Source organism: Micromonospora sp. CA-111912, from assembly GCF_050948415.1.
Lineage (GTDB): Bacteria > Actinomycetota > Actinomycetes > Mycobacteriales > Micromonosporaceae > Micromonospora.
The window spans coordinates 4,289,037-4,310,428 of the sequence record NZ_CP192007.1; the positions used below are offsets into that span (position 1 = coordinate 4,289,037).

25 protein-coding genes are annotated in these 21,392 nt (G+C 73.8%); 9 read left to right on the forward strand and 16 right to left on the reverse strand.

The features are described from left to right. Positions 1 to 62: 62 nt before the first annotated feature. Complete coding sequence (locus tag ACQPZO_RS17870) at positions 63 to 839, reverse strand: helix-turn-helix domain-containing protein (RefSeq protein ID WP_433342410.1); 777 nt, start codon at positions 837 to 839, stop codon at positions 63 to 65. Positions 840 to 936: 97 nt separating this feature from the next. Here ACQPZO_RS17870 and ACQPZO_RS17875 point away from each other — a divergent pair, with 97 nt between their 5' ends. Next, positions 937 to 1,785 (forward strand): NAD(P)H-binding protein, encoded by an 849-nt coding sequence (locus tag ACQPZO_RS17875; protein WP_433342412.1) that lies wholly within the window; start codon positions 937 to 939, stop codon positions 1,783 to 1,785. A 58-nt stretch (positions 1,786 to 1,843) separates the two neighbouring features. Here the strand turns inward: ACQPZO_RS17875 and ACQPZO_RS17880 are convergent, their stop codons facing one another. The 3 genes from ACQPZO_RS17880 to ACQPZO_RS17890 form a co-directional block, all read right to left on the reverse strand. Continuing rightward, positions 1,844 to 3,172 (reverse strand): cupin domain-containing protein, encoded by a 1,329-nt coding sequence (locus tag ACQPZO_RS17880; protein ID WP_433342414.1) that lies wholly within the window; start codon positions 3,170 to 3,172, stop codon positions 1,844 to 1,846. A 9-nt stretch (positions 3,173 to 3,181) separates the two neighbouring features. Next, positions 3,182 to 3,484 (reverse strand): hypothetical protein, encoded by a 303-nt coding sequence (locus tag ACQPZO_RS17885; RefSeq protein WP_405107577.1) that lies wholly within the window; start codon positions 3,482 to 3,484, stop codon positions 3,182 to 3,184. 209 nt (positions 3,485 to 3,693) lie between these two features. Further along, positions 3,694 to 4,122 carry a DUF2267 domain-containing protein gene (locus ACQPZO_RS17890; RefSeq protein ID WP_350883060.1) on the reverse strand — a complete coding sequence of 143 codons (429 nt, stop codon included), beginning with the start codon at positions 4,120 to 4,122 and terminating at the stop codon, positions 3,694 to 3,696. 483 nt (positions 4,123 to 4,605) lie between these two features. On the opposite strand from ACQPZO_RS17890, the gene ACQPZO_RS17895 reads away from it, so the two are divergent. From ACQPZO_RS17895 to ACQPZO_RS17920, 6 genes are all read left to right on the forward strand, one after another. Further along, a complete protein-coding gene (locus tag ACQPZO_RS17895) occupies positions 4,606 to 5,520 on the forward strand; it encodes an ABC transporter ATP-binding protein (RefSeq protein ID WP_433342417.1) in 915 nt (304 codons plus the stop codon). Next, positions 5,513 to 6,388, forward strand: a complete 876-nt coding sequence (locus ACQPZO_RS17900; protein WP_433342419.1) for an ABC transporter permease — start codon at positions 5,513 to 5,515, stop codon at positions 6,386 to 6,388. Before ACQPZO_RS17895 ends, ACQPZO_RS17900 begins: the two co-directional genes overlap by 8 nt. Continuing rightward, the gene (locus tag ACQPZO_RS17905) at positions 6,385 to 7,344 is read left to right on the forward strand and encodes an ABC transporter ATP-binding protein (protein WP_433342421.1); all 960 of its coding nucleotides are present in this window, start codon (positions 6,385 to 6,387) and stop codon (positions 7,342 to 7,344) included. The genes ACQPZO_RS17900 and ACQPZO_RS17905 overlap by 4 nt, the downstream gene beginning before the upstream one ends. A 4-nt stretch (positions 7,345 to 7,348) precedes the next feature. Then, a complete protein-coding gene (locus ACQPZO_RS17910; protein ID WP_433342423.1) occupies positions 7,349 to 8,059 on the forward strand; it encodes an ABC transporter permease subunit in 711 nt (236 codons plus the stop codon). A 43-nt stretch (positions 8,060 to 8,102) separates the two neighbouring features. Further along, on the forward strand, positions 8,103 to 8,708 hold the full coding sequence (locus ACQPZO_RS17915) for an SUKH-4 family immunity protein (protein ID WP_433342425.1): 606 nt from the start codon (positions 8,103 to 8,105) through the stop codon (positions 8,706 to 8,708). Between the two features lie 316 nt (positions 8,709 to 9,024). After that, entirely contained in the window at positions 9,025 to 9,279 is a 255-nt protein-coding gene (locus ACQPZO_RS17920) for a hypothetical protein (protein WP_433342427.1), read from the forward strand. 12 nt (positions 9,280 to 9,291) lie between these two features. Here the strand turns inward: ACQPZO_RS17920 and ACQPZO_RS17925 are convergent, their stop codons facing one another. The 8 genes from ACQPZO_RS17925 to ACQPZO_RS17960 form a co-directional block, all read right to left on the reverse strand. Continuing rightward, positions 9,292 to 10,161 (reverse strand): DUF72 domain-containing protein, encoded by an 870-nt coding sequence (locus ACQPZO_RS17925; RefSeq protein WP_433342429.1) that lies wholly within the window; start codon positions 10,159 to 10,161, stop codon positions 9,292 to 9,294. Positions 10,162 to 10,212: 51 nt separating this feature from the next. Beyond that, positions 10,213 to 10,611 carry a TraR/DksA family transcriptional regulator gene (locus tag ACQPZO_RS17930; RefSeq protein WP_433342431.1) on the reverse strand — a complete coding sequence of 133 codons (399 nt, stop codon included), beginning with the start codon at positions 10,609 to 10,611 and terminating at the stop codon, positions 10,213 to 10,215. A gap of 204 nt (positions 10,612 to 10,815) precedes the next feature. Then, positions 10,816 to 11,454 carry a uridine kinase gene (locus ACQPZO_RS17935; RefSeq protein ID WP_433342433.1) on the reverse strand — a complete coding sequence of 213 codons (639 nt, stop codon included), beginning with the start codon at positions 11,452 to 11,454 and terminating at the stop codon, positions 10,816 to 10,818. A gap of 45 nt (positions 11,455 to 11,499) precedes the next feature. Continuing rightward, positions 11,500 to 12,105: a winged helix-turn-helix domain-containing protein gene (locus ACQPZO_RS17940; RefSeq protein WP_433342435.1), complete on the reverse strand. Its 606-nt coding sequence runs from the start codon at positions 12,103 to 12,105 to the stop codon at positions 11,500 to 11,502. 358 nt (positions 12,106 to 12,463) lie between these two features. Further along, positions 12,464 to 13,150, reverse strand: coding sequence for a winged helix-turn-helix domain-containing protein (locus tag ACQPZO_RS17945; RefSeq protein ID WP_433342437.1), 687 nt, complete (start codon positions 13,148 to 13,150; stop codon positions 12,464 to 12,466). A gap of 52 nt (positions 13,151 to 13,202) precedes the next feature. After that, positions 13,203 to 13,694, reverse strand: a complete 492-nt coding sequence (locus ACQPZO_RS17950; RefSeq protein ID WP_433342439.1) for a rhodanese-like domain-containing protein — start codon at positions 13,692 to 13,694, stop codon at positions 13,203 to 13,205. Between the two features lie 59 nt (positions 13,695 to 13,753). Further along, complete coding sequence (locus ACQPZO_RS17955) at positions 13,754 to 14,215, reverse strand: cysteine dioxygenase (RefSeq protein WP_433342441.1); 462 nt, start codon at positions 14,213 to 14,215, stop codon at positions 13,754 to 13,756. Positions 14,216 to 14,224: 9 nt separating this feature from the next. Beyond that, complete coding sequence (locus ACQPZO_RS17960; RefSeq protein ID WP_433342443.1) at positions 14,225 to 14,392, reverse strand: hypothetical protein; 168 nt, start codon at positions 14,390 to 14,392, stop codon at positions 14,225 to 14,227. A gap of 68 nt (positions 14,393 to 14,460) precedes the next feature. Between ACQPZO_RS17960 and ACQPZO_RS17965 the strand changes: the two genes are divergently transcribed. Together ACQPZO_RS17965 and ACQPZO_RS17970 are read left to right on the forward strand one after the other, a co-directional pair. Then, positions 14,461 to 14,853 (forward strand): ankyrin repeat domain-containing protein, encoded by a 393-nt coding sequence (locus ACQPZO_RS17965; protein ID WP_433342445.1) that lies wholly within the window; start codon positions 14,461 to 14,463, stop codon positions 14,851 to 14,853. Between the two features lie 59 nt (positions 14,854 to 14,912). Beyond that, positions 14,913 to 15,836, forward strand: a complete 924-nt coding sequence (locus tag ACQPZO_RS17970; protein ID WP_433351056.1) for a DUF3500 domain-containing protein — start codon at positions 14,913 to 14,915, stop codon at positions 15,834 to 15,836. Positions 15,837 to 16,523: 687 nt separating this feature from the next. Here the strand turns inward: ACQPZO_RS17970 and ACQPZO_RS17975 are convergent. From ACQPZO_RS17975 to secA2, 4 genes are all read right to left on the reverse strand, one after another. Then, positions 16,524 to 17,285 carry a class I SAM-dependent methyltransferase gene (locus ACQPZO_RS17975; RefSeq protein WP_433342447.1) on the reverse strand — a complete coding sequence of 254 codons (762 nt, stop codon included), beginning with the start codon at positions 17,283 to 17,285 and terminating at the stop codon, positions 16,524 to 16,526. Between the two features lie 102 nt (positions 17,286 to 17,387). Continuing rightward, the gene (locus ACQPZO_RS17980; protein ID WP_433342449.1) at positions 17,388 to 17,888 is read right to left on the reverse strand and encodes a DUF2231 domain-containing protein; all 501 of its coding nucleotides are present in this window, start codon (positions 17,886 to 17,888) and stop codon (positions 17,388 to 17,390) included. Between the two features lie 159 nt (positions 17,889 to 18,047). Then, the gene (locus ACQPZO_RS17985) at positions 18,048 to 18,788 is read right to left on the reverse strand and encodes a GAF domain-containing protein (protein ID WP_433342451.1); all 741 of its coding nucleotides are present in this window, start codon (positions 18,786 to 18,788) and stop codon (positions 18,048 to 18,050) included. 228 nt (positions 18,789 to 19,016) lie between these two features. Next, entirely contained in the window at positions 19,017 to 21,311 is a 2,295-nt protein-coding gene (gene secA2 / locus ACQPZO_RS17990; RefSeq protein WP_433342453.1) for an accessory Sec system translocase SecA2, read from the reverse strand. Positions 21,312 to 21,392: the final 81 nt, after the last annotated feature.

Consider the following 21,392-nt stretch of genomic DNA (forward strand, 5'->3'; position numbering starts at 1 on the left):
GGGCAGGCTCCCGCACGCCGCCGCAGCCGCCCCGGCCGCGCGGCCACGGCGGCGATGCCGCCCTAGCAGCGCTGCACTGGGGGCAGGCGACCCGCGAAGTAGGCCGCGGGCGACACGCCCATCATTGTGCTGAACTCGGCGGACATGTGCGACTGGTCGTAGTAGCCCGCCGTGGTGGCAAGCTGCGCCCAGCAGGGAGCGGGCCGCCCGCCACGGGCGAGCACACCGCGCACGCGGGCGATGCGTTCGAACCGCTTGGGCGAGAGCCCGACGCAGTCGGCGAACAGGGCACGCAGGTGGCGCTCGCTGACCGCGAGGCGCCGCGCGAGCACCGGCATGTGCTCCCGCCGCCGCTCGGGGCGGCCGGTCAGGGCCTCGGCGGCGGTGCGTACGAGTTCGCTGCGGGCCAGCTCGGTGCCGGCCGCCGTAGCGATGCGGGCCAGCAGCACCGGCTCCAGGTACGCGAGCAGACGCCCCGGATCCGTCCCCAGCTCACTCAGCCCGTCCACACCCGTCCACAGCTCGCTCACCGGCACGGCCTGATTGACCAGCTCGCGTACCGGAACCCCGAGCAGGAGCCGCGCGACGCCGGGGCGCAACCGCAGTCGTAGACAGAGCGGGAACTCCTTGCCCGCGTGGTACGACGCACGGGTACGCGGGCCGACCGCCAGCAGGTCGGCATGCCGGCTGGACACCGTACGGAGGACCAACGACGTGGCGGCGTCGGGTAGGTGCACGTGCGGCCGACGTTCGCCGGAGCCGCCGGCGGTCAGCACGGTGACGTCGTCGACCCACCGGCGAAGCCCGCCGGGCACGGGCATTGGTGACTGGGTGCTCACCGGATCACGCTATCCGCCGGCCGGGCCCCGCGACGAGCGCCCCGGCCGTGCCGAAAGTTCCTATAGCGCTTGGTGGCAGCGGGGCAGGGTGGACACCATGATTCTTGTTACGGGTGCCACCGGCACGGTCGGTGGTGAGGTCGTCCGCCTCCTGGCGGACCGGGGCGAGCCGGTACGGGCGATGACGCGGAACCCGGAGAAGGCCACCCTGCCGGCCGGCGTCGAGGTGGTACGGGGCGACTTCGACGACCCGGAGAGCCTGGCCAACGCGGCGACCGGGATCGAGGCCCTGTTCCTGCTCGACGCCCCGGGACCGAGCGTCGCCCAGCACGACCGGGCGATGCTCGCCGCCGCTGGGGCGGCGGGCGTACGGCGGGTGGTGAAGCTGTCGGCCATCGGCACCGGCGAGCGGGCGGTCAAGGTCGGCGACTGGCACCTCCCGGGCGAGCAGGAGCTCCGCTCGGGCGACGCGGAGTGGACGGTGCTCCGCCCGTCCAGCTTCGCGTCGAACGCACTGCGCATGGCCCCCGCGATCCGCGCCGGGCAGCCGATTCCCAATCCCAACGGCACCGGCACGCAGGGCGTCGTCGACCCACGGGACGTGGCCGAGGTCGCCGTACGGGCACTGGTGTCGGACAAGCACGTGGGGCAGGTGCTCACCCTGACCGGGTCCGAACTGTTGAGCCTTCCGGACATGGCCGTCCGGCTGGGCGAGGTGCTCGGGCGTACCGTCGCGACGGTCGACGTGCCGCTGGATGCGTACCGCGACGAGATGCTCGCCAGGGGCTTTGATCCCGTCTTCGTCGAGTTGCGGGTCAACGGCGCCAAGATGGTCATGGAGGGCGGCAACGCCCGGCTCACCGACGACGTGGCGCAGGCGCTGGGTCGCCCGCCGCGCACGTTCGCCACCTGGGCGTACGACCACCGCGACGCCTTCGGCGGCTGACATACGGGTTGATCCGGCGCAACTCCTCTGACTGGCGACGGCGCGGGCTTTCCCTCCCCTACCCGGCGGCGGGGATGGCGACCGCCTCCCGCAGGAGGCGGCGGGCGAGGACCATCCGGTCGGCGTCGTCGTCGAGGCCGGGCAGGTCACCGACCCGGGTCACCGCGCCGGTGAGCAGCGCCCGCAGCGCCGGTGCGCAGGTGTCGGGCAGGGTGAGCGTACGGTCGAACAGCCGCAGCGCCACCGTGTCGTCCCCGGCCGGTTCGAGCTGCCAGCGCAGCCCCGGGCGGACCGCGAGCCGGGTGTCGGTGTCGAGGGCGGCCAGCGCGGCGGCCTGGACCAGGGGCCGGATCGGCGCGGGCCGGGCGGCCGGCCAGGCCCGGGCGCGCAGCCGCGCGGCGACGGTGGCCGGGTCGGCGCGCAGCAGCCAGTCCCGCAGCGCCTCGACGGTCTCGGTCAGCTCCGGCTCGATCGCGGCCGGGTCGGTCACATCGGTGCCGAACGGCAGGCCGGCGCGCAGCCGGGCGTCGGAGGCGGCGAGGGCGAGCAACTCCTCGACGATGGCGTACCGGGTCAGCGCCCGGATGCCGACGGTCAGGTGCAGGGAGCTGGACTCCTGGGCCTGGGCGCTGTGCAGCCAGCCGCGCGGCAGGTAGAGCGCGTCGCCCGGTTCGAGCACCACGTCGAGCGCGGCGGGGCCCTGGGCGGTGGCGGAGACCTCGTCGGCCCGGCCGCCCCAGGGCTGGCGCTCCAGCGGATCGGGCAGCACCGGGGGGTGAATCCGCCAGTGCTTGCGCCCGTCGACCTGGAGGACGAAGACGTCGTGGGTGTCGTAGTGGGTGGCGAAGCCCTGGCTGCCGGCCGGGGTCAGGTAGGCGTTGACCTGCAACGGCTGGGCGAGGGCGGTGCCGAGGTCGCGGGCGAAGTCGACCAGGGCGGGCCAGATGCGGTGCAGCCCCTGGAGCACCAGGGTGGCGCCGGAGGCGTACAGCTCCAGCACCCGCTCGTCGAGGACCTGGTCGCCGATCTCGGCGCCCGCGCCGCCGCCGCCGGTGTAACGCGCCGCCGGCACGAGCTGGCCGTCCTTGGCGATCCGCAGGAACGGGGTACGCAGGCCGCGGCGGCTGAGCAGCTCGTCGGCGTCGGCGGGGCTGAGCAGGTCGGTGAAGCCGTCGGAGTTGGGCAGCTCGGCGGCGCGGGAGAGCAGCGGCGCCCGGCCCCAGTGGGCGGCGGCGAACTTGCCGGGCTCGACGGCGGCGCAGCGGGCGAGCGCCTGGGCGGCGGCGGACCCGCCCGACTCGACGGCGGCGCAGCGGCCGAGCGACCGGGTGGCGGCGGACGGAACCGCCGGGCGGTGGCGGCCGCCCGGCGGGTCGATGATCGTCACGATGTTCCGTCAGGCCGTGCCGTCGGCGCCACCGTCGTGCTGACCCGGGGTCGCGCCGCCGTCGGCCGGACCCTCAGCGCTACCGTCCGCGCCACCGTCGTGCTGACCCGGGGTCGCGCCACCGTCGGCCGGACCCTCAGCGCTACCGTCCGCGCCACCGTCGTGCTGACCCGGGGTCGCGCCACCGTCGGCCGGACCCTCAGCGCTACCGTCCGCGCCACCGTCGTGCTGACCCGGGGTCGCACCGCCGTCGGCCGGACCCTCCGGGCCGCCGCCGCTGGTCGTCTGGATGTCGTCGTCGTTGAGTGCCATTCGGTGCTCCCTCGGAAGTGCCGCCCCGCCGTGCGGCGGGGTCCGTCGTACAGCGGGTGGTACCCCACGCACGATCTTCTCTAACCACACCGTAGACGGCGGACCCCGTCGGCAGGGCCGGTTCGTCCGGCACGGCCCGACGGGACCCGGGGGCGTCAGCACGACGGGGCCGGTCGACCCGTCGGGTCGACCGGCCGGCGCGGGGAGAGTCAGGGGATCATGCGGCCCAGGTCCCGGGGCATGGCGGACCTGACGTCCTCCCACTCCCCCTGGGTCACATGCCGGCGCAGGGTGTCCAGCACCACCTGGACCACCCGCTCCGGGCCGCCCTCCACGTCGTACGGGAAGCCCTGGCGGACCTCGTAGAGGAAGTCGTCCCGGTTCAGCTTGATCGGCACGTCCTCCGGCTGCCAGCCCTCGAAGTAGATGCCGCGCACCAGCACCGGGAGCTGCGCGGAGAACTCCACGCTCTCCGCCACCGGCAGCCGGTCGCGCAGCAGGTGCAGCACCGTGCGCAGCGCCGCGTACGACTGGTTGCGCTGTGCCTTCGGCCAGCCGTACGCCGCCTCGATGTCCTTGAGGATCAGGTTCGTCTTGTCCAGGGAACTCTCGAACGCGGAGATCAACTGCTCAGCCATCTGTCCACCCCCGTAGGTCGTCGTGCCACCGTCGGTCGTCGTCACGTCGCGGCGGCCCGGCCGGGCCCCGCCACTGCGAGGTGAGGCCCACCCGGCCCGGCCGTGCCCCTCCGGAGCGAGGGCCACCGGGTGACCCGACCACGTGCAGCACGCCGCCACGCCGCCGACCCGCCATGTCCCGAACCGTCATGCTCCGCACCTCCGTACCTGTGTGCGCCGTCGCGCCCGTCTCCCGCCGACCGGCCACGGCGACGGACACGCCCATGCTGCGCCCGGCGAGGATGACCCCGCCTCACCCGCTCCGGGTGACTTCGCCGCAGACGTTCTCGGCATCGAGCCCCCGCCTGCGAGCTGCGCGCCGATTCGGGTGTGGACAACGGCCGGCGCGGCCCCGGACCTTAGGGGAACCCGGCCGGGAAGATCAGGGACCCGCCGGGGTCGGCCGCCGCCCAAGGGTGTGGCCCGCTCCCTACTCTGTACGACGTGACACTCATCGCGACCGAGTCGCTGACCAAGACGTACGGGGGTGGGGTCACGGCGTTGGCCGACCTCACTGTCGCGGTCGAGCCGGGGATCATCGGGCTGGTCGGCGCGAACGGCGCCGGCAAGTCGACCCTGATCAAGATCCTGCTCGGCCTCCTCGCCCCGACCAGCGGCCGGGTCCGGGTGCTCGGCTTCGACCCGACCACCGACTCCGCCCAGGTCCGCGCCCGGGTCGGCTACATGCCCGAGCACGACGCCCTGCCACCGGACCTCTCCGCCGCGGAGCTGGTCACCCACCTCGGCCGGATCAGCGGCCTGCCGCGTACGGTCGCCCGGGAGCGGGCCTCCGAGGCGCTGCGGCACGTCGGGCTCTACGAGGAGCGCTACCGCCCGGTCGGCGGCTACTCCACGGGCATGAAGCAGCGGGTCAAGCTCGCCCAGGCCCTCGTGCACGACCCCGACCTGCTGCTGCTCGACGAGCCGACCAACGGCCTCGACCCGGCCGGCCGGGACGCCATGCTGGCGCTGGTGCACCGCATCGGCACCGAGTTCGGCATCTCCGTGCTGGTCTGTTCGCACCTGCTGGGCGAGGTGGAACGGATCTGCGACACCCTCGTCGCCATCGACGGCGGGCGGCTGCTGCGCGCCGACCACATCTCCGCCATGACCTCCGCCACCGACGTGCTCGCCGTCGAGGTCAGCGAGGGCACGGAGGAGTTGGCCGCGCGGCTGACCGTGCTCGACCTGCCGGTCCGCCGGGACGGCCGACTGCTGCTCGTCGAGCTCGTCGACGACGCCACCTACGACCTGATCCTCGGCGCGGTCGCCGAGCTGGACCTGCCGCTGCACCGGCTGGACCAGCGCCGGCACCGGGTGGCCGAACTCTTTGCCACGAGGGAGCCCAGCCATGCCTGAGCCGACCGGCGTCATCCACGACATCGGCTACCAGCGTTACACCGGCCCCCGACTGGGCCGCCGGGCCGTCTTCGGCGCGCTCTACCTGCACGGCCTGCGGACGGCGTTCGGGCTGGGGCGCAGCGCGAAGGCCAAGATCTTCCCCTGGCTGGTGGTCGGCATCGTCACCGTGGTGGCCGCCGCCGCCGCCGCGGTGCGCAGCCAGATCGGCGAGGTGGTGATGACGTACGCCCAGTTCGCCGACAACATGAGCTGGCTGGTCATCTTCTTCGTCGCGGTGGTCGCGCCCGAGCTGGTCTCCCGGGACCTGCACAGCGGGGTGCTGCCGCTCTACTTCTCCCGGCCGCTGCCACGCTCGGACTACCCGTTGGCCAAGCTGCTGGCGCTGGTGACCGCGCTCTGGCTGCTGCTCGGCGGGCCGCAGCTCGTGATGTTCCTGGCCGCCGCCTTCACCGGCGGCGCGGGCATGCGCGGGGTCTGGGACGAGCTGCTCGACCTGCTGCCGGGCCTGCTCTACGCCGGGCTCTGGGCGGTGGTCTTCGCCTCGGTCGGGCTGCTGGTCTCCTCCCTCACCGGCAAGCGGGCGTTCGCGGCCGGCGGGGTCGTGGCCGTCTTCCTGATGACCACGCCGATCGTCGGCGTCCTGTCGATCATGCCCTCCCAGGCGGTCAACGAGCTGGCCTTCCTCGCCTCTCCGTCGACGCTGGTGGGCGGCGTGGGCGAGTGGACGCTCGGTGACCTGCTGGGGCCCCAAGCCCCGGTTCCGATCGGTGACTTCGGTCCCGTGTACGCGGTCGCCGCCGTGCTGCTCGTGGCCGGCTGCGTCACCCTGCTGCTGATGCGATACCGGAAGGTGGCCGCCCGATGACCACGATCAGCGCCGACCAGGCGGCGGGGACACCGACCGCCGTCACCAGCACCCTCGACCTCGCGGGCGTCTCCCGCTGGTACGGCAACGTGGTGGCGGTCAACGACGTCAGCATGAGCCTCGGTCCCGGGGTCACCGGGTTGCTCGGCCCGAACGGCGCGGGCAAGACGACCCTGCTGCACATGATGGCGGGCTTCCTGGCCCCGTCGCGCGGGGTGGTGACCCTGGACGGGCGGCCCACCTGGCGCAACCCCGACGTCTACCGCCGACTCGGCCTGGTCAGCGAGCGGGAGGCGGTGCACACCTTCCTCACCGCGTACGAGTTCGTGTTGGCCAGCGCGAAGCTGCACGGGCTGCCGGACCCGGCGGCGGCGGCCCGCCGGGCGATCGCCCTGGTGGAGATGGAGGGCGCGCAGGACCGCCGGATCGGCACGTACTCGAAGGGCATGCGGCAGCGTGCCCGGGTGGCCGCCGCGCTGGTGCACGAGCCGCAGGTGCTGCTGCTCGACGAGCCGTTCAACGGGATGGACCCGCGCCAGCGGCTGCACATGATGGAGCTGCTGCACCGCCTCGGCGACGCCGGCCGCACCATCCTGTTCAGCTCGCACATCCTGGAGGAGGTCGAGCAGGTCTCCGGCACCGTCCAGGTGATGGTCGCCGGCCGGCTGGCCGCCTCCGGTGACTTCCGCACCATCCGCCGGCTGATGACCAACCGGCCGCACGTCTTCACCGTGCAATCCACCGACGACCGGGCGCTCGCCGTGGCGCTGATGGCCGAGGCGTCGGTGACGGGTGTCGAGCTGGACCGCGCCGGGTTGACCGTGCGCGCCGGCGACTACGGGGCGTTCACCCGCGTCCTGCCGAAGATCGCTCTGAGGGAGGGCATCCGGGTGCGACAACTGGTGCCCCAGGACGAGTCCCTGGAGAGCGTCTTCTCCTACCTGGTGGAGGCCTGAACCCATGTCTACCGTTTCCTGGATCACCCTGCGCGGGCTGTTGGGGCGTCGCCGGTTCCTCCTGCTGCTGCCGCTGCCCGTGCTGCTGGTGCTGCTGGCCGTGCTCGCCGGTCCGCTGGGGGCGGACCCCGACGACTGGGGCCCGCCGGTGCTGGTCGGTCTCGGCCTGGCCGTGGTGCTGCCCGTGGTCGCCCTGATCGTCGGCACGGGCGTGCTGGGCGCCGAGATCGACGACGGCACCGTCGTGCACATCCTGACCAAGCCGCTGCCGCGCTGGCAGATCGTGCTACCGAAGCTGGCGGTGGCCGCCTGCGTCACCGCGGTCACCGTCGCCGTGCCGCTCTTCGTGGCGGGCGTGCTGGCCGACTCCGTACGTCTCGGCCTGTCGCTCGCCGCCGCGTCGGCGGTCGGTGCGCTGGCGTACTCGGCGCTGTTCCTGGCGCTCAGTCTGCTCACCCGCCGGCCGGTGCTGCTCGGCCTGGTCTACGTGCTGATCTGGGAGGGGCTGCTCAGCAGCGTCGTCAGCGGCACCAAGGTGCTCTCCATCCAGCAGTACGTGATCGCCCTCGCCGACCGGCTCGCCCCCACGGGGCTGTTGCAGGGTGACGTCTCGGTTCCGGTGGCGGTGGTGATGAGCGCGCTGATCAGCGTGGGCTTCACCGTGCTGGCGATCGACCGGCTGCGCTCGTTCAGCGTGGCCGGCGAGACGAGCTGACGCGCCCCTGACCGACCGACCACAGTAGGGAGGAAAAGCCGTCGTGCTCTTCGAAGTCGACCGCGCGCTGTTGATGACGCAGTTTCCCGCCGAGAAGATCGTGCGGGCGTCGCGCGAGGCACTCGCGGACATCGTCGAACGCACGGAGGATCTCCGGTTCCTGTGCGAAGTCGGCCTGCCCCAGGGACTCTTCCAGATCGCGCCACCAATCGCCGCGGACGAGGGGGCGCAACCCTCACGCATGCTCGACCTCGGCGAGGACATCGAGACTGCCGAACTGGAGTTCGGTGATCTCGTGCTGATCGGCGGGATCCAACAGTGGTACCTGTTCCTGCATCTCGGCGACGGCACCGTCTACTCGTACAGCGAGGACGACGCCGAGTTCTACCCCGTCAACGGCGACCTCTCGTCCCTGACGCGGGTGCTGTACCTGCTGCGGCGGGAGGCACCTCGCACCGTACGGGTGCCGGGACAGCCGTTCACAGGGCCGTCGAACGCCGAGTACGCGCGCGCGGCCGACGCCATCCGCGCCGAGGTGGAGACGCGCGACCCGATCTCGTTCGGGGACCGGAGCCTGTGGCTGCCGTACTTCGGATCGTTCATCGACGGCCTCTACCCGACGTACGCGACCTCTCTCAGCGAGAGTTGAGCGTGGACGCCCCGACGATCAGGGGCAGCCGCGACGGTTGCGCGGGCGGGAGCCGGGGTGGGGGCGGCGGGCGACTCGGGCGACTGCGGGGTCAGCGGGAGGCACGCCGAGCGATGCCGCCGCCGGGCGGTGCAGCCGTCCCGGTCGCACCAGCGGGGATGGGCGCCCACCTCACCACCGGATCTGGAACGGGCGCCCTTGATCGTCTGTCGATTTCGGAGACCACTGCCGGCGTGTCGACTCACTTCTCAGCAGACGATCAAGGAAGGGCATCGCCAGCCTGATTGCCCAAGACCCACCGTGGGACGATTGCGGTGTGGCGGACGACCTCGCGGCGGCGGCCCGGGCCTACCAGCAGGCGCGGGCGGCGATGTCCGGTGCGCAGGCCGAGGCGGAGCGCCTGGTGACCGAGGCGCGGGGTGAGATCGTCACGGCACGGTCCCGGCTGGCGGAGGCCATCGTCGAGGCCGCCCGAGGCGGCATGCGCCAGGTGGACATCGTCCGGGCCACCGGTTACACCCGCGAGCGGGTCAGGCAGATCCTCCGCGCCGGCGGCGTCGAGGCGGGCTGACGCCGCCCACCGTCAGGCGTCCAGCAGGGACTGGAGGCGCTGGCCGTTGCGCTGGGCGTTGTCCCGGTGGCAGTTGTTCATGAGCACGTGGGTCTCGCTCGCCTGGTCGGCCAGTTTCCGCAGCTTCGGGGCCCAGTCCCTCAGCTCCCGGTCGGAGTAGTCGTACCCGAACTTCTCGTGGATGTCCTTGCTCGTCCACTTGTCGCTGTGGCCGTGGAAGCGGACCACCGCCAGGTCGGCCGTCGCCTCCAACACCGGCGGCACCGACGAACGGTGCCCCTGCGGCATGTCCACGCACACGTACGCCAGGGCGTGCTCCCGCAGGAAACCGAGGGTCTCGTCCCGGTTGGCCCCGTCGAACCAGGACTCGTGCCGGAACTCGAACACGGGTCGCAGCGGCGCGCACCGGCGAGCCACCTCCAGCAGGTACTGCTTGTTGTCCCGCTTGATGGTGAACCAGGGCGGGAACTGGAACAGCAGCGCGCCCAGCCGGCCCGCCTCGACCAGGGGGTCGAGGGCGGACAGAAACCGGGTCCACACCTCCTCGTACGACTGCGCGGGCAGGTCGCCGGGGTAGACGTTGCGCTTGTCGGTGTCCGGCCGCAGGTCCTTGTAGAGCGCGGAGACCCGGGTCGGGTGGCCGGTGAGCAGACTGAACGCCTTGACGTTGAAGGTGAACCCGCCGGGCGTGCGCTCTGCCCACAGGCGGGCGGTGCGCTCGGCCGGCGGCGAGTAGTAGGTGGCGTCGACCTCGACCAGCGGGAACTTCTTCGCGTAGTACGCGAGCCGCTTCTCCGGGGTGTCCGCCGTCTGCGGGTACCACCCGGAGTCGAGCAGGGTCCGGTCGGTCCAGGACGCGGTGCCCACCTTGATCTCACCCACGGTCGGGGTTCACCACGTCCACACCCCGACCGGCGTCCGGCGGCCGCACGCTCAGGCGGCCCGCCGCTCCCGGTTCTGCTTGCACCCCACGCAGGAGGTGGCGGACGGGTAGATCTCGAGCCGCTCCACGGGGATCGGCACCGTGCAGCCCTCGCAGAACCCGTACGTGCCCTCGTCGAGCCGGGTCAGGGCGTGCTCGAACTGGGCCCGACGGTCGAGGATGGTGCGTAGCAGCGACTGCGCGGTGTCCCGCTCGGCCGTCTTGGTGCCGCTGTCGGCCTGGTCGTCGCCGGCGGTGTCACCGACCTCCACGAGCCGCAGCACCTGGCTCTGGAGCATCGCCTGCTCGTACTCCGCGGAGAGCTCGTCGTAGCGCGCCCGCAGGGACGCCCGGATCTGATCGGCGTCCGCCTCGGATCGGGCGGTGGCTACCGTGTCGTGGACGAGCATCGCTGCCTGCCTTTCGTGTGGCCTGGTGCTCCGGGAGGATGTCCCGAACCCCGCTTGCATGCGCGCGAGAGATCACCCGCGCCCTGTGAGCCGGGCGATTACCCCGTCCGCCGGGCCGTCAAACCGGCGATTTTCTCGGCCCTGGGCGCGCGTCCCGGCCTCCCGCACCGGCGTGGCTTCGACCACCGTGTCCGGTTCCCGCCGTCAGCCGGGGAACGCCGGCTCCACCAGGGCGGGATGGCGGGGGTCGTCGACGCGGACCACGACGTCGGCGAAGCCGGCCGGGGCGACCTCCTCGGCGTACCGGGCGAAGGCCGGCAGGGTCCAGCGCAGCGCGGGGTCGGTGCGCCGGGCCAGCGCGGCCGGGGAGATCTCCAGGTGCACGGCGAGGTCGACGGGCAGCCCGCCGCCGAGCAGCAGCGCGCCGCTGAGCAGCACGATCCCGTCGGGTGCCAGCGTGACGTACCCGGCTCGGCTGGCCCGGTCGGCGTGGGCGTCCCAGAGCGAGGGCAGCACCCGCCCGGAGCCGCCCGGCCCGGCCGGGTCGAGGACCTCCCGGCGCAGCCCCGGCTCGTCGACCCAGCTCTCGTAGTACGCGTCGGGGTTGGTCCGGCCGAACTCCAGCCGGACCGACGCGGGCCGCAGGAAGTCCTCGGCCCGCACGTGCAGCACCGGCCGGCCGAGCGCGCGCAGCGGGGCGATCAGCGCGTCGGCCAACGCGTCGGGAGCCGCCGCCTGGGCGCCGTCCACGGCGACCCGGAGCCGGCCGGGTGCCTCGGCGGCAACGAGCCGTTCGGTCAGCTCGGTGACGAGCCGCTCGGGGGAGATGGGTCGTACCCGCATCCGACCATGGTGCCCGGTCGCGTGACGCGCGGTTGAGCGGGCGGGTCAGGCGCTGCGGTCGATGGTGACCCGGGCGTCGTCGGCGAGCCGGTAGCCGACGCCGTAGACGGTGGTGACCAGCGGCACGTCGACCCCGACCTTGCCGCGCAGCCGGCGCACGTGCACGTCGACGGTGCGTACCCCGGCGTGCTCGTAGCCCCAGACGGCGTTGAGCAGTTGCAGCCGGGTGAACACGCGGCGCGGGTGGGCGACCAGGTGCAGCAGGAGGTCGAACTCCAGCCGGGTCAGGGGCAGTGGCTCGCCCTCGCGCAGCACCGACCGGGACGACGCCAGGATGTGCAGCGCCGGGACGATCGAGGCCAGCGGGCGGGACGGCGACCGCCCGCCGGGCGCCTGGTCCGGCCGGCGCTCCGGCGCGGGGCTGGCGCAGACGACGGCCTCGCCCAGTTCGAGCATCTCCCGGGCCGCGTCGAGCAGCTGCCGGGCCGCCGGGGTCAGCGTCTCCTCGGCGGCCAGCGGGATGTGCAGGGTCACGGTGAGCACGGGCGTCGTGGTGTTCGCGGGGCGGCGCTGACCGCCGGGGGGACGACCGGGGACCGCAGGCTGGGACGTATGCCATCCGGCGCGCGACGAGGCGGGGCTGACCGACATGGTCCTCCTTGGCTGGTCCGGGTGTATCCCACGGCCCGGGACGCCGCTGCATCGATGCTTCCCGGAGCCCGGGTGAGGGTCAAGGGGCGGCTGCGTTGCATGGATGTGACAATTGACGAACACATCGGAGCCGGATGCTCGCTCTGCGTACGAGGTTTGATGATTACAGCAGAGTCATCACGATGACGGGATACGGGGGTACCCGGCGGGTCCGCAGTGCCGTTCCGGCGGTGGGGACGCCCGGCAGCACGTCGTCGCCGTCCGACCCGCGGACGCGGCGAACCCCCGTGGCGGGGTACGCCGCAAGCGCCCGTCGCTGGACGGCGGGGACGGCGGACAGCAGGGCGGCGGGGGCGGTTCAGCGGTGGGGGTCGACGCTGATCCGGGCCTCGTCGGCGAGCCGGTAGCCGACGCCGTAGACGGTGGTGACCAGGGGCGTGGCGTCGCCGAGCTTGGCGCGCAGCCGGCGCACGTGCACGTCCACGGTGCGCGCCACGGCGTGCTCGTAGCCCCAGACGCTGCTGAGCAGTTGGAGGCGGGTGAAGACCCGGCGGGGGTGCGCGGCCAGGAAGTGCAGCAGGTCGAACTCGATGCGGGTCAGCGGGATCACCCGCGAGCCCTGCCGCACCACCCGGGACGCGGCCAGGATGCGTACCTCGTCCGGGTCCTCCGGCGGCGGGAAGACGGCGTGGGGTCGCGCCCCCGTCGGGACGCCGTCCGGTGCCGGCCCGGCCTGCGCGGGGCGACCGCGTTCCGCCGGAACCCCCGGCTCCACCACCACCCGACGGTGCTCCGACGGGCCCGCCAGCAGGGTCCCCTCCCCCGACTCGGCCAGCTCCCGCAGCAGCTCGACGAGCCGGGCGAGTCGGGGCGTCAACTGCCCGGGGGTGAGCTCGACGGTGACGGTCAGCGTCGGCGCGGACCGCAGGTGGGTCGGCGGGAGCCGGTCGGCCCGTCCCGTCGGGACGCGATCGGGTCGGCCCTGTGGGGCCCGGTCGGCGCGCCCCGGCGGATGGGGACGCGGTGAGATGGCGACGACGGACATGGTGCCTCCTGGGATGGCGATGCCGTCCGCCGCGCCCGGTGGGGCGCGGCGGTCAGAAGTGCGCTCGGCCGGCGGTAACCGGCGACGCGACGGACGGGGAACGGAGCGGGGGCGTGGGGCCGAGGGTGGGCAGACCGGCGATCCGCCAGGCGGCGAAGCCGCCGACCACGTCGGTGGCGCGGTGCAGCCCGATGTCCTGGAGCGCGGCGGCGGCGAGCGAGGAGGTGTAGCCCTCCTGGCAGAGGACCACCACCGGCAGGTCGTAGCCGACGGCCTGGGGCAGTCGCGCCGGACAGCGGGGGTCGAAGCGCCACTCCAGCACGTTGCGCTCGATCGCGAGGGAGCCGGGCACGGTGCCGTGCGCGGCGCGCTGCGCGGCCGGCCGGATGTCGACCAGCAGCGCGCCGCCGCGGTACGCCACGTGGGCCTGCTCCGGGTCGAGCCGGCGCAGCCGGGACCGGGCCTCGGCGAGGATCTCGTCGATGCCCCGGGAGCCGGGGGGCGGCACGGGGGCGGGACAGTCCTGGGCGTGGTCGTGCGACATTTCTCGGTCCTTCCAGCGACGGCGGGCGGTCGTCCGCCCGATCGGGGTCAATCGGGATCTCACCAGGCGACGCCGGCCTTGGCGACCTCCGCCACCCGCAGCCGCCCGTCGACGAGCCGGTAGCGGGTCATCCGGGTCAGCGCGGGCCGGTAGACGTGCACGCTGACCGCCGGCTGGTCGCCGCGGTTGGTCACCACGTGCACGTGCCGGGCGCCGAACCGTCGGCCGGATCCGACCGCGAGGCGGTGGGGGCGCAGCCGGCCGCCGCTGACCGTCTCCTCGGTGAGGACACCGTCGACGACCAGGAACGCCCCGGAGGACCCGCCGTGGTCGTGCAGGTCGGTGCCCTGGCCGGGCAGCCAGCTCAGCGCCCACACCTCGTGGTCGGCGGCGACGGCGAGTCGGGCGTACCACCGCTCGTCGGGGTCGAAGTGCAGCGGGACCGGCCAGCCGGCCGGGTCGGCGGCGTACCGGGCGGCGACGGCGAGCAGGTCGGGCTCGATACGACGACTGGTGACCATGGTGGGACCTCACGGGGAATCGGTGACGCGTGCCCCGACAGCATAGGCTGCAAACCCTATAGGTTTAGTAGGCAATACCGCATGCTGGGACACCGGCGGCATGAAGTGGCCGAGCAGCCAGCCGCCCTCGGCCGGACCGTCCACGCCCGCGTTGCCCACGTACACCGGGTCGTCCATCGCCCCTCCCCGCGCCGGCTCGGCAAGCTATGAGGCCGCCCACCGCCCCCGCCGACTAACCTGGACGGATGAGCGACGACCTGGACGCGGAGACCCTCGCCTTCGCCCACCGCATGTTCGACCTCGCCCGCGGTGGGGCCACCGAGGAGCTGAGCGCGAACGTCGACGCCGGGCTGCCGGTCAACCTGACCAACGACAAGGGCGACACACTGCTGATCCTGGCCGCGTACCACAACCACCCCGACACCGTGGCGGCCCTGCTGGCCCGCGGCGCCGACCACGCCCGGGTCAACGACCGGGGCCAGACCGCGCTGGCCGCCGCGGTGTTCCGGAAGAACCCCGACACGGTCCGCGCGCTGCTGGCCGTCGGCGCCGATCCCGAGCACGGCGGCCCGTCCGCGCTGGACACCGCACGTTTCTTCGACCTGCCGGAGATGCTCGACCTGCTCACCGCCCGCTGACCCCGGAACGGTCCCGGGCGGGGTATACAGGGTCGGTGGAAGATCCCGTACCCGAACAGATGCGCACGGCCGGCGTCGCGCTGCTCGGCGCGCTCGACGAGGCGGGGCGGGCCCGCGCCGCGTACCCCTTCGACGACGCAGCCCGGCGACAGCTGGAGTACCGGCCCCGGCCGCGACCGGGGGTCTGCCTGGCCGACCTGGACCGCGCCGGCCGCAAGGCCGCACACCGGCTGCTGGCCACCGGGCTCAGCCCGGCGGCGTACGCGCAGGCGATGGCCGTCGTCGCGCTGGAGGAGGTGCTGGACCGGGCCGAGGGCTGGCGGCGCGGGCGGCACAGCGGCGACTACTGGGTGACGGTCTTCGGCGATCCGGCCCGCGACGACCGGTGGGCGTGGCGGTTCGAGGGGCACCACCTGTCGGTGAGCATGACCGTGGTCGACGACCAGGTCTCCCCCGCCCCGGTGTTCCTGGGCGCGAACCCGGCCGCCGTCCGGCACGCCGGGCATCCGGTGTCCCGGCCCCTCGGTGTCGAGGAGGACCTGGCCCGCGACCTGCTCGACACCATCGGCCCGGCGGGCCGGGCCGCGGCGATCGTCGCCGACGAGGCGCCCGCCGACATCATCAGCGCCACCCGGCCGGACGCTCCGGGGTCGATCACTCCGCTCGGGGTGCCGGCCGACCGGCTCGGCCCCACCGGCCGGGCCATGCTCGACCAGCTCGTCGCCGTGTACCTCGACCGGCTGCCGCCGGAACTCGCCGTCCGGGAGGCCGGCCGGCTCGCCGGCGGCCCGCTGCACTTCGCCTGGGCCGGCCCGACCCGGCCGGGCCAGCGCCACTACTACCGCGTGCAGGGCGACGACCTGCTGATCGAGTACGACAACACGAGCGACGACGGCAACCACGCGCACACCGTGCTGCGCCGCCCGGCCAGCGATTTCGGCGCGGACGTGCTCGCCGCGCACCACGCGGAGGCACACCGCTGACCGGATGACCGGGCCCGGCCCGAGGCCGCCGACCCGCTCAGACGTTCAGCACAGTGACCCGACGGCCCGCATGCCCGACGCCGCGCTTGGGCAGGGGAGGCCGCAGTTGGTGGCGGCATTCGCGCGTCCGGTTGGGCGGGCGGCGGGCAGACGAGCAGGCCAGCGGGCGGACGGGGGACGGGCGGATGGGCAGCCTGCGGCCCGTGGCGGGCGGGCACCGTGGAGGGGGATGTCCGGCGCCCCCTATGGAGCTGCCCCGTCTGCGCTACCGGCTCGGCGGTAGCACGAACGGAGCAGCTCCGTACGTACCAACGGAGACGGCTGGGCGGTAGCACGAACGGGGCAGCTCCGTACGTACCAACGGAGACGGCTGGGCGGTAGCACGAACGGGGCAGCTCCATAGGGACCAACGGAGACGGCACGGCGGCACGGCGGCACGGCGGCACGGCGGCACGGCGGCACGGCGGCACGGCGGCACGGCGGCACGGCGGCACGATTGAGTATTGGCGGACAAGGGAACAGTGGCAGGGCCGGACCCTGACGGCACAACCGGGCGGTGGCCGGCGAACGGGCGGGTGGCCGGCGAAGGGGCGGGTGGCCGGCGAACGGGAAAAGGCGGCGGGGACCCGGACAGCGGGCGGGGCGGGGCGGGGAAAACGGGCGGGGGCGGGGAAACGGGCGGGGGCGTCAGGCGGGCCGGACCGCCTCGATCAGGAACCGCCGGGCGCGGGCGACGAACGGGCCCTCGCGCTCGATCCGGTCGTGCAGGCGGGCGAGCTGCGGGCGGTACCGCGCGACGGTGAACCCTGGCACCGTCCAGACCACCTTGCGCAGGAAGTAGGTCACCGCTGCGATGTCGTGGAACACCGTTCGCAGGGTCGCCTCGCGCAGGTCCACCACGGTCAGCCCGGCCGCCTCCGCGGCGGCCACGGCCTGCTGGGGCAACTGGCGCACGGGCGGGGGCAGGGGGCCGAGCAGGGCCTCGCTCAGCTCCCGTACGGTGCCGCCACGGATCTGCTGGGACAGGAACGCCCCGCCCGGCCGCAGCACCCGGGCGACCTCGTCCCAGTGGGTGCACACCGGGTGGCGGCTGACCACGAGGTCCAGCGTGGCGTCCCGCACCGGCAGGTCGCCGCCCCCGGCGACCCACAGGACCGTCGCGCCGAGCGGGCGCAGCGTGCGTCGGGCCACCTCGACGTTGGGCGGCCACGCCTCGGTGGCCAGCAGCACCCGGGGCGGGTGGGGCACCTCGGCGAGCACCTCGCCGCCGCCAGTGTCCACGTCCAGCGCCGCGCCGGCCCGCGCCATCCGGTCGGCGACCAGCCGGGCGTAGCCCCAGGGCGGCCGTTCCTCGCAGGCGCGGTCGTTCAGCCAGGAGAAGTCCCAGCCCCGTACGGGCACGGCCGCGCCCTCGGCCAGCAGTTGCTCGAAGGTCCCTCGCCCGCTCATCCGGCCAGCCTGGCCGCCCGCCGGCCGGTGGAGCAACCCGATTAGCCCCGGCCGGCGGAGCCACCCGACGACGGCGACAGCGACGGCGGCACCCGGCAGGGCTCAGACGCGGGGGCGGACGATCTCCACGGTCGGGCCGGCCACTCCGCCCAGCGCGTCGAGGGTGTCCGCCTCGGCGCGGGATGACTCGAACTGGCGCATCAGGCGGGCGCCGAGCCACACGCCGACCCCGCCCACGCCGAGCGCGACCAGTTCGGCGGCGAGCATCGCGCCGGTCGCGCCGCGCTGCGGCGAATGCGACCGGATCAGGCAGGTCAGCAGGAACAACGCGGCCATCGCGACGTTGACCAGGTTGAACGTGATCTTGGTGCGGTGGGTCCGGCCGCCGGTGGCGTCCCACAGGTCCACCATGCCGGCCACGGTGGACAGTCCGGCGGCGACCAGCGCGGCGACCGACGTCCAGTAGCCGACCTCCCCGAGGAACGCCGGGCCCCCGGCCACGTCGGCCAGGTCGAAGACCGTGGCGCTGACGAAGAGCCCGAACGGGAACGTCACCAGCATCGGTTGGATCGGGTGCCCGTGCACTCGCAGCCGGCTCTCCATCGTGGTCTCCCCTGGTCGTCTCAGCTCACCGTCGTCTCAGCTCACCGTTCCAGGGTGCTACCCCCGGACGGCGGGAGGGAAACGACGGGCCGACCGGGGCGGGACGCACATCGGACACTGCGGGGCCTGCTGACCGCCGTCGAGCGGACCGGTGGTGGGTCAGTTCTCCCGGGGGCGGGAGACCGTGGTCACGAGGCGCTCGGCGACCTCCCGCACCGGGATGCCCAGTGACAGCGCGGCGCTGCGCAGCACCTGGAGCGCCTCCGGGGCGGGGCAGCCCCGCTGGGTCATGATCACTCCGGTCGCCTGCCCGACCACCCCGTCGGCGAGTTGCGCGGCGTCCAGCGCGTGGGCCTGGGCGGCCCGCCGCTCCCGGTCCCGCACCGCCGCGAGCAGCAGCCCGGCGTGCTCGGCGAGCAGCATCGCGGTGAGCTGGTGGCGGGTGGTCAGCACCGCCGACGCCGAGGCGTACAGGTTGATCGCGCCGATGACCTGCTCGTCGACGTCAACGGGAGCGGAGATCACCCCGCGTACCCCGAGGTCGCGGGCCTGGGCCGTCCAGGCCGGCCAGCGGGACTCCCGGACCAGGTCCTCCGAGAGGATCATCTCGCGGCGGTGGATGGCGCTCATCGCCGGCGAGTCGGGGCCGGGGCGCAGGTCGTCCAGGCCGGCCAGGGCCGGGTCGGAGGCGGCCACCCCCGCCGGCTCCCCGGCCCGCAGGGCGGTGAAGCCACACCAGGTGACCCCGGCGACAGCGGTGCGGGCGATCCGGACCAGACGGGTCAGCGCCTCGTCGAAATCGGTCACGACGATGAGACCGGCGGTCAGCTCCCGCAGCAGCGCCGCGGTCTCCAGGACGCTCAGGGTCTCGGTGTCGGGTGCCTGCGTCTCCAGGTTCACCGGGCCCCCGCCCCCGTCGCGGGGCTGGCCGGTGACCGGCGCCGCGCGCCGATCTTCGGCTGTGTCATCGTCTGCTCTCTCCCGATTAGTCCGGCCCGGGCTACTACCCTCGCCGACCCGGGTCGAAACGGCCGAAAAGCGGCCTACTTTCCTGGTCAAAGCCGGAGGGAAGGCCGGATCACCGCAGCCGGGACGGCTCCCCCGCTCGGGGGAGCCGTCCGACGACGGTCAGCGCGGGGCGGAGCTGAGCCGCCGGCCCACCGAGGCGATGAGCCGGTCCAGCTCCGAGCCGAACGGGTTGTCGTGGACGAGGTACGTCCAGGTGGCGCTGGGGCGAACCAGGGTCGACTCGTCCGGCTCCCAGTCGTCGTCGAAATCGGTCTCGGTGAACGTGTCGATGGTGCGGGTCTCGATCTCCGGGACCAGCGCGTTGAACGCCGGCACCGCCGCCCGGTGGAACTCGTCGAGCGGATCGAGCCGGCCCAGGGCGCGCAGGTGCACGCCCTCGCGCACCTCCGACAGCTCGGCCAGGTGCTCGGCCCACAGCCGGTCGAGGTGGTAGAGGGCGATCGACCGGGCCACCCGGGCGAGCAGGTCCTCGTCCATCTCCTCGGCCTTCTCCGGCACCCGCTCCAGCAGCATCAGCGCGGCGATGTCGCTGGTCAGCAGGCGCTCCCGCCGCTCGGCGAGGGCCTTACGCTGCTGCTCGATGACCACGCTGTAGCGCCAGGTGTTGCGGTGGATCTCGTGGTTGACGCCCTCGGCCACCCGCTGGGCGTGCTCCACCGCGTAGTCGACCTGCGAGTCGGTGACCAGGCCGTCGGCGTTCATCCGGGGCGAGGCCGGCACGGCGTCGCCGGCGTGCCGGACCACCAGGTCGTCCTCGAGGCTGACGCAGAAGACCGAGCCGCCAGGGTCGCCCTGCCGGCCGGCCCGGCCGCGCAGCTGGTCGTCGACGCGGCGGCTGTCGTGCCGGCCGCCGCCGATCACGTAGAGGCCGCCCAGCTCGGCCACGCGGTCCCGGTCGGCTTGGTCGCTGCCGCCGAGCCGGATGTCGACGCCCCGGCCGGCCATCTGGGTGGAGACGGTGACCGCGCCGTACGCGCCGGCCTCGGCGATGATCGCCGCCTCCTCGTCGTCGTTCTTGGCGTTGAGCACCACGCAGGGCACCCCGGCGGCGTCCAGCCCGGCGGCGAGCTGCTCGGACTCCTTGACGTCGAGGGTGCCGACCAGCACGGGCCGGCCCTTGTCGTGGCAGCGCTTGATCTCGTCGACCAGCGCCTCTTCCTTCTCGGCCCGGGTGGCGTAGATCCGGTCCGGCTCGTCCTCGCGGATGCAGGGGGTGTTCGGCGGAATCACCGCCACCTCCAGGCCGAAGAACTCGCGCAGCTGGTCGCCGACCAGCACCGCCGTGGCGGTCATGCCGCACAGCTTCGGGTAGAGCGCGATGTACGCCTGCACGGCGATGGTGCCCAGCACCTCGCCCTCGGCGGTGGCGTCCAGGCCTTCCTTCGCCTCGACCGCCGCCTGGAGGCCGTCGGGCCAGCGGCGGCGCTGCGCCACCCGGCCGCGCATCTCGTCGATCAGCTCCACCGAGCCGTCCCGGACGATGTAGTCGACGTCGCGGTGCAGCAGGGCGTGTGCGTGCAGCGCCACGTTGACCGCGGAGAGCTGCCCGACGTGCTCGGAGTCGTACAGGTCGATGCCGCCCAGCTTGGCCTCGACGGCGGCCAGGCCGACGGAGGTGAAGGCGACGCTGCGGCCGTCCTCGGCCACCGTGTAGTGCCTGCCCTTGCGCAGGCCGCGGATCAACGCCGCGGCGGTGTGCACCGGGTCCTGCTCTCCGCCGACCGCGCCCGCGAGGACCATCGGCACCCGGGCCTCGTCGATCAGGATCGAGTCGGCCTCGTCGACGATGGCCGTGGCCAGCGGCGGCTGGACCCGGTCGTCGATGTCGGTGACGAGCTGGTCGCGCAGGTAGTCGAAGCCGGCCTCGCTGACCGAGACGTAGGTGACGTCGCAGGCGTACGCGTCGCGCCGCTCCTGCGGGGCGGACGCCTCGTTGACCCAGCCGACGGTCAGCCCGAGCAGGGCGTAGACCGGCTCCATCCACTGGGCGTCGCGGCGGGCCAGGTAGTCGTTGACGGTGAGCACGTGCACCGGGCCGTTGCCGAGCCGGACGTGCCCGTACGCGGCGATCGTGGCGGTGAGGGTCTTGCCCTCACCGGTGGCCATCTCGGCGACCTTGCCGGAGAGCAGGGCCATCGCGCCGAGCAGCTGCACGTCGTACGGCCGCTGGTCAAGCCCTCGCCGGGCGGCCTCCCGGCCGACGGCGCAGATCTCCTCGTACCCGGTGGCGACGCCGGCGGCCTCGGTGAGATCGGCGTCGGTCAGCGCCGACAGCTCCTCCTCACGGGCCTCGATGGCCGGCAGCAGCTTCTCCAGCGGGCCCAGATCGACCGTGGTGCCGGGTCGCTGGAGGAACCGCCGGAACCTGCTCTTGAACCGTTGAGACACGCCCATGAGCCGCAACGGTACGCGACCCGGGCCGGCTTTCGTGGCCCGGCCGGGCCGAGGCGGGGCCAGGCACCCGCCACGGCCCGC

Excerpts from the sequence above, each read along its gene's own strand:
- ACQPZO_RS17935 (WP_433342433.1), bottom strand. The coding sequence starts at position 11,454 with ATGCGGGTACGACCCATCTCCCCCGAGCGGCTCGTCACCGAGCTGACC.
- ACQPZO_RS17890 (WP_350883060.1), bottom strand. The coding sequence starts at position 4,122 with ATGGCTGAGCAGTTGATCTCCGCGTTCGAGAGTTCCCTGGACAAGACG.
- ACQPZO_RS17885 (WP_405107577.1), bottom strand. The coding sequence starts at position 3,484 with ATGGCACTCAACGACGACGACATCCAGACGACCAGCGGCGGCGGCCCG.
- secA2 (WP_433342453.1), bottom strand. The coding sequence starts at position 21,311 with ATGGGCGTGTCTCAACGGTTCAAGAGCAGGTTCCGGCGGTTCCTCCAG.
- ACQPZO_RS17955 (WP_433342441.1), bottom strand. The coding sequence starts at position 14,215 with ATGGTCACCAGTCGTCGTATCGAGCCCGACCTGCTCGCCGTCGCCGCC.
- ACQPZO_RS17905 (WP_433342421.1), top strand. The coding sequence starts at position 6,385 with ATGACCACGATCAGCGCCGACCAGGCGGCGGGGACACCGACCGCCGTC.
- ACQPZO_RS17965 (WP_433342445.1), top strand. The coding sequence starts at position 14,461 with ATGAGCGACGACCTGGACGCGGAGACCCTCGCCTTCGCCCACCGCATG.
- ACQPZO_RS17910 (WP_433342423.1), top strand. The coding sequence starts at position 7,349 with ATGTCTACCGTTTCCTGGATCACCCTGCGCGGGCTGTTGGGGCGTCGC.
- ACQPZO_RS17975 (WP_433342447.1), bottom strand. The coding sequence starts at position 17,285 with ATGAGCGGGCGAGGGACCTTCGAGCAACTGCTGGCCGAGGGCGCGGCC.
- ACQPZO_RS17900 (WP_433342419.1), top strand. The coding sequence starts at position 5,513 with ATGCCTGAGCCGACCGGCGTCATCCACGACATCGGCTACCAGCGTTAC.
- ACQPZO_RS17940 (WP_433342435.1), bottom strand. The coding sequence starts at position 12,105 with ATGTCGGTCAGCCCCGCCTCGTCGCGCGCCGGATGGCATACGTCCCAG.
- ACQPZO_RS17875 (WP_433342412.1), top strand. The coding sequence starts at position 937 with ATGATTCTTGTTACGGGTGCCACCGGCACGGTCGGTGGTGAGGTCGTC.
- ACQPZO_RS17960 (WP_433342443.1), bottom strand. The coding sequence starts at position 14,392 with ATGGACGACCCGGTGTACGTGGGCAACGCGGGCGTGGACGGTCCGGCC.
- ACQPZO_RS17980 (WP_433342449.1), bottom strand. The coding sequence starts at position 17,888 with ATGGAGAGCCGGCTGCGAGTGCACGGGCACCCGATCCAACCGATGCTG.
- ACQPZO_RS17945 (WP_433342437.1), bottom strand. The coding sequence starts at position 13,150 with ATGTCCGTCGTCGCCATCTCACCGCGTCCCCATCCGCCGGGGCGCGCC.
- ACQPZO_RS17970 (WP_433351056.1), top strand. The coding sequence starts at position 14,913 with ATGCGCACGGCCGGCGTCGCGCTGCTCGGCGCGCTCGACGAGGCGGGG.
- ACQPZO_RS17930 (WP_433342431.1), bottom strand. The coding sequence starts at position 10,611 with ATGCTCGTCCACGACACGGTAGCCACCGCCCGATCCGAGGCGGACGCC.
- ACQPZO_RS17950 (WP_433342439.1), bottom strand. The coding sequence starts at position 13,694 with ATGTCGCACGACCACGCCCAGGACTGTCCCGCCCCCGTGCCGCCCCCC.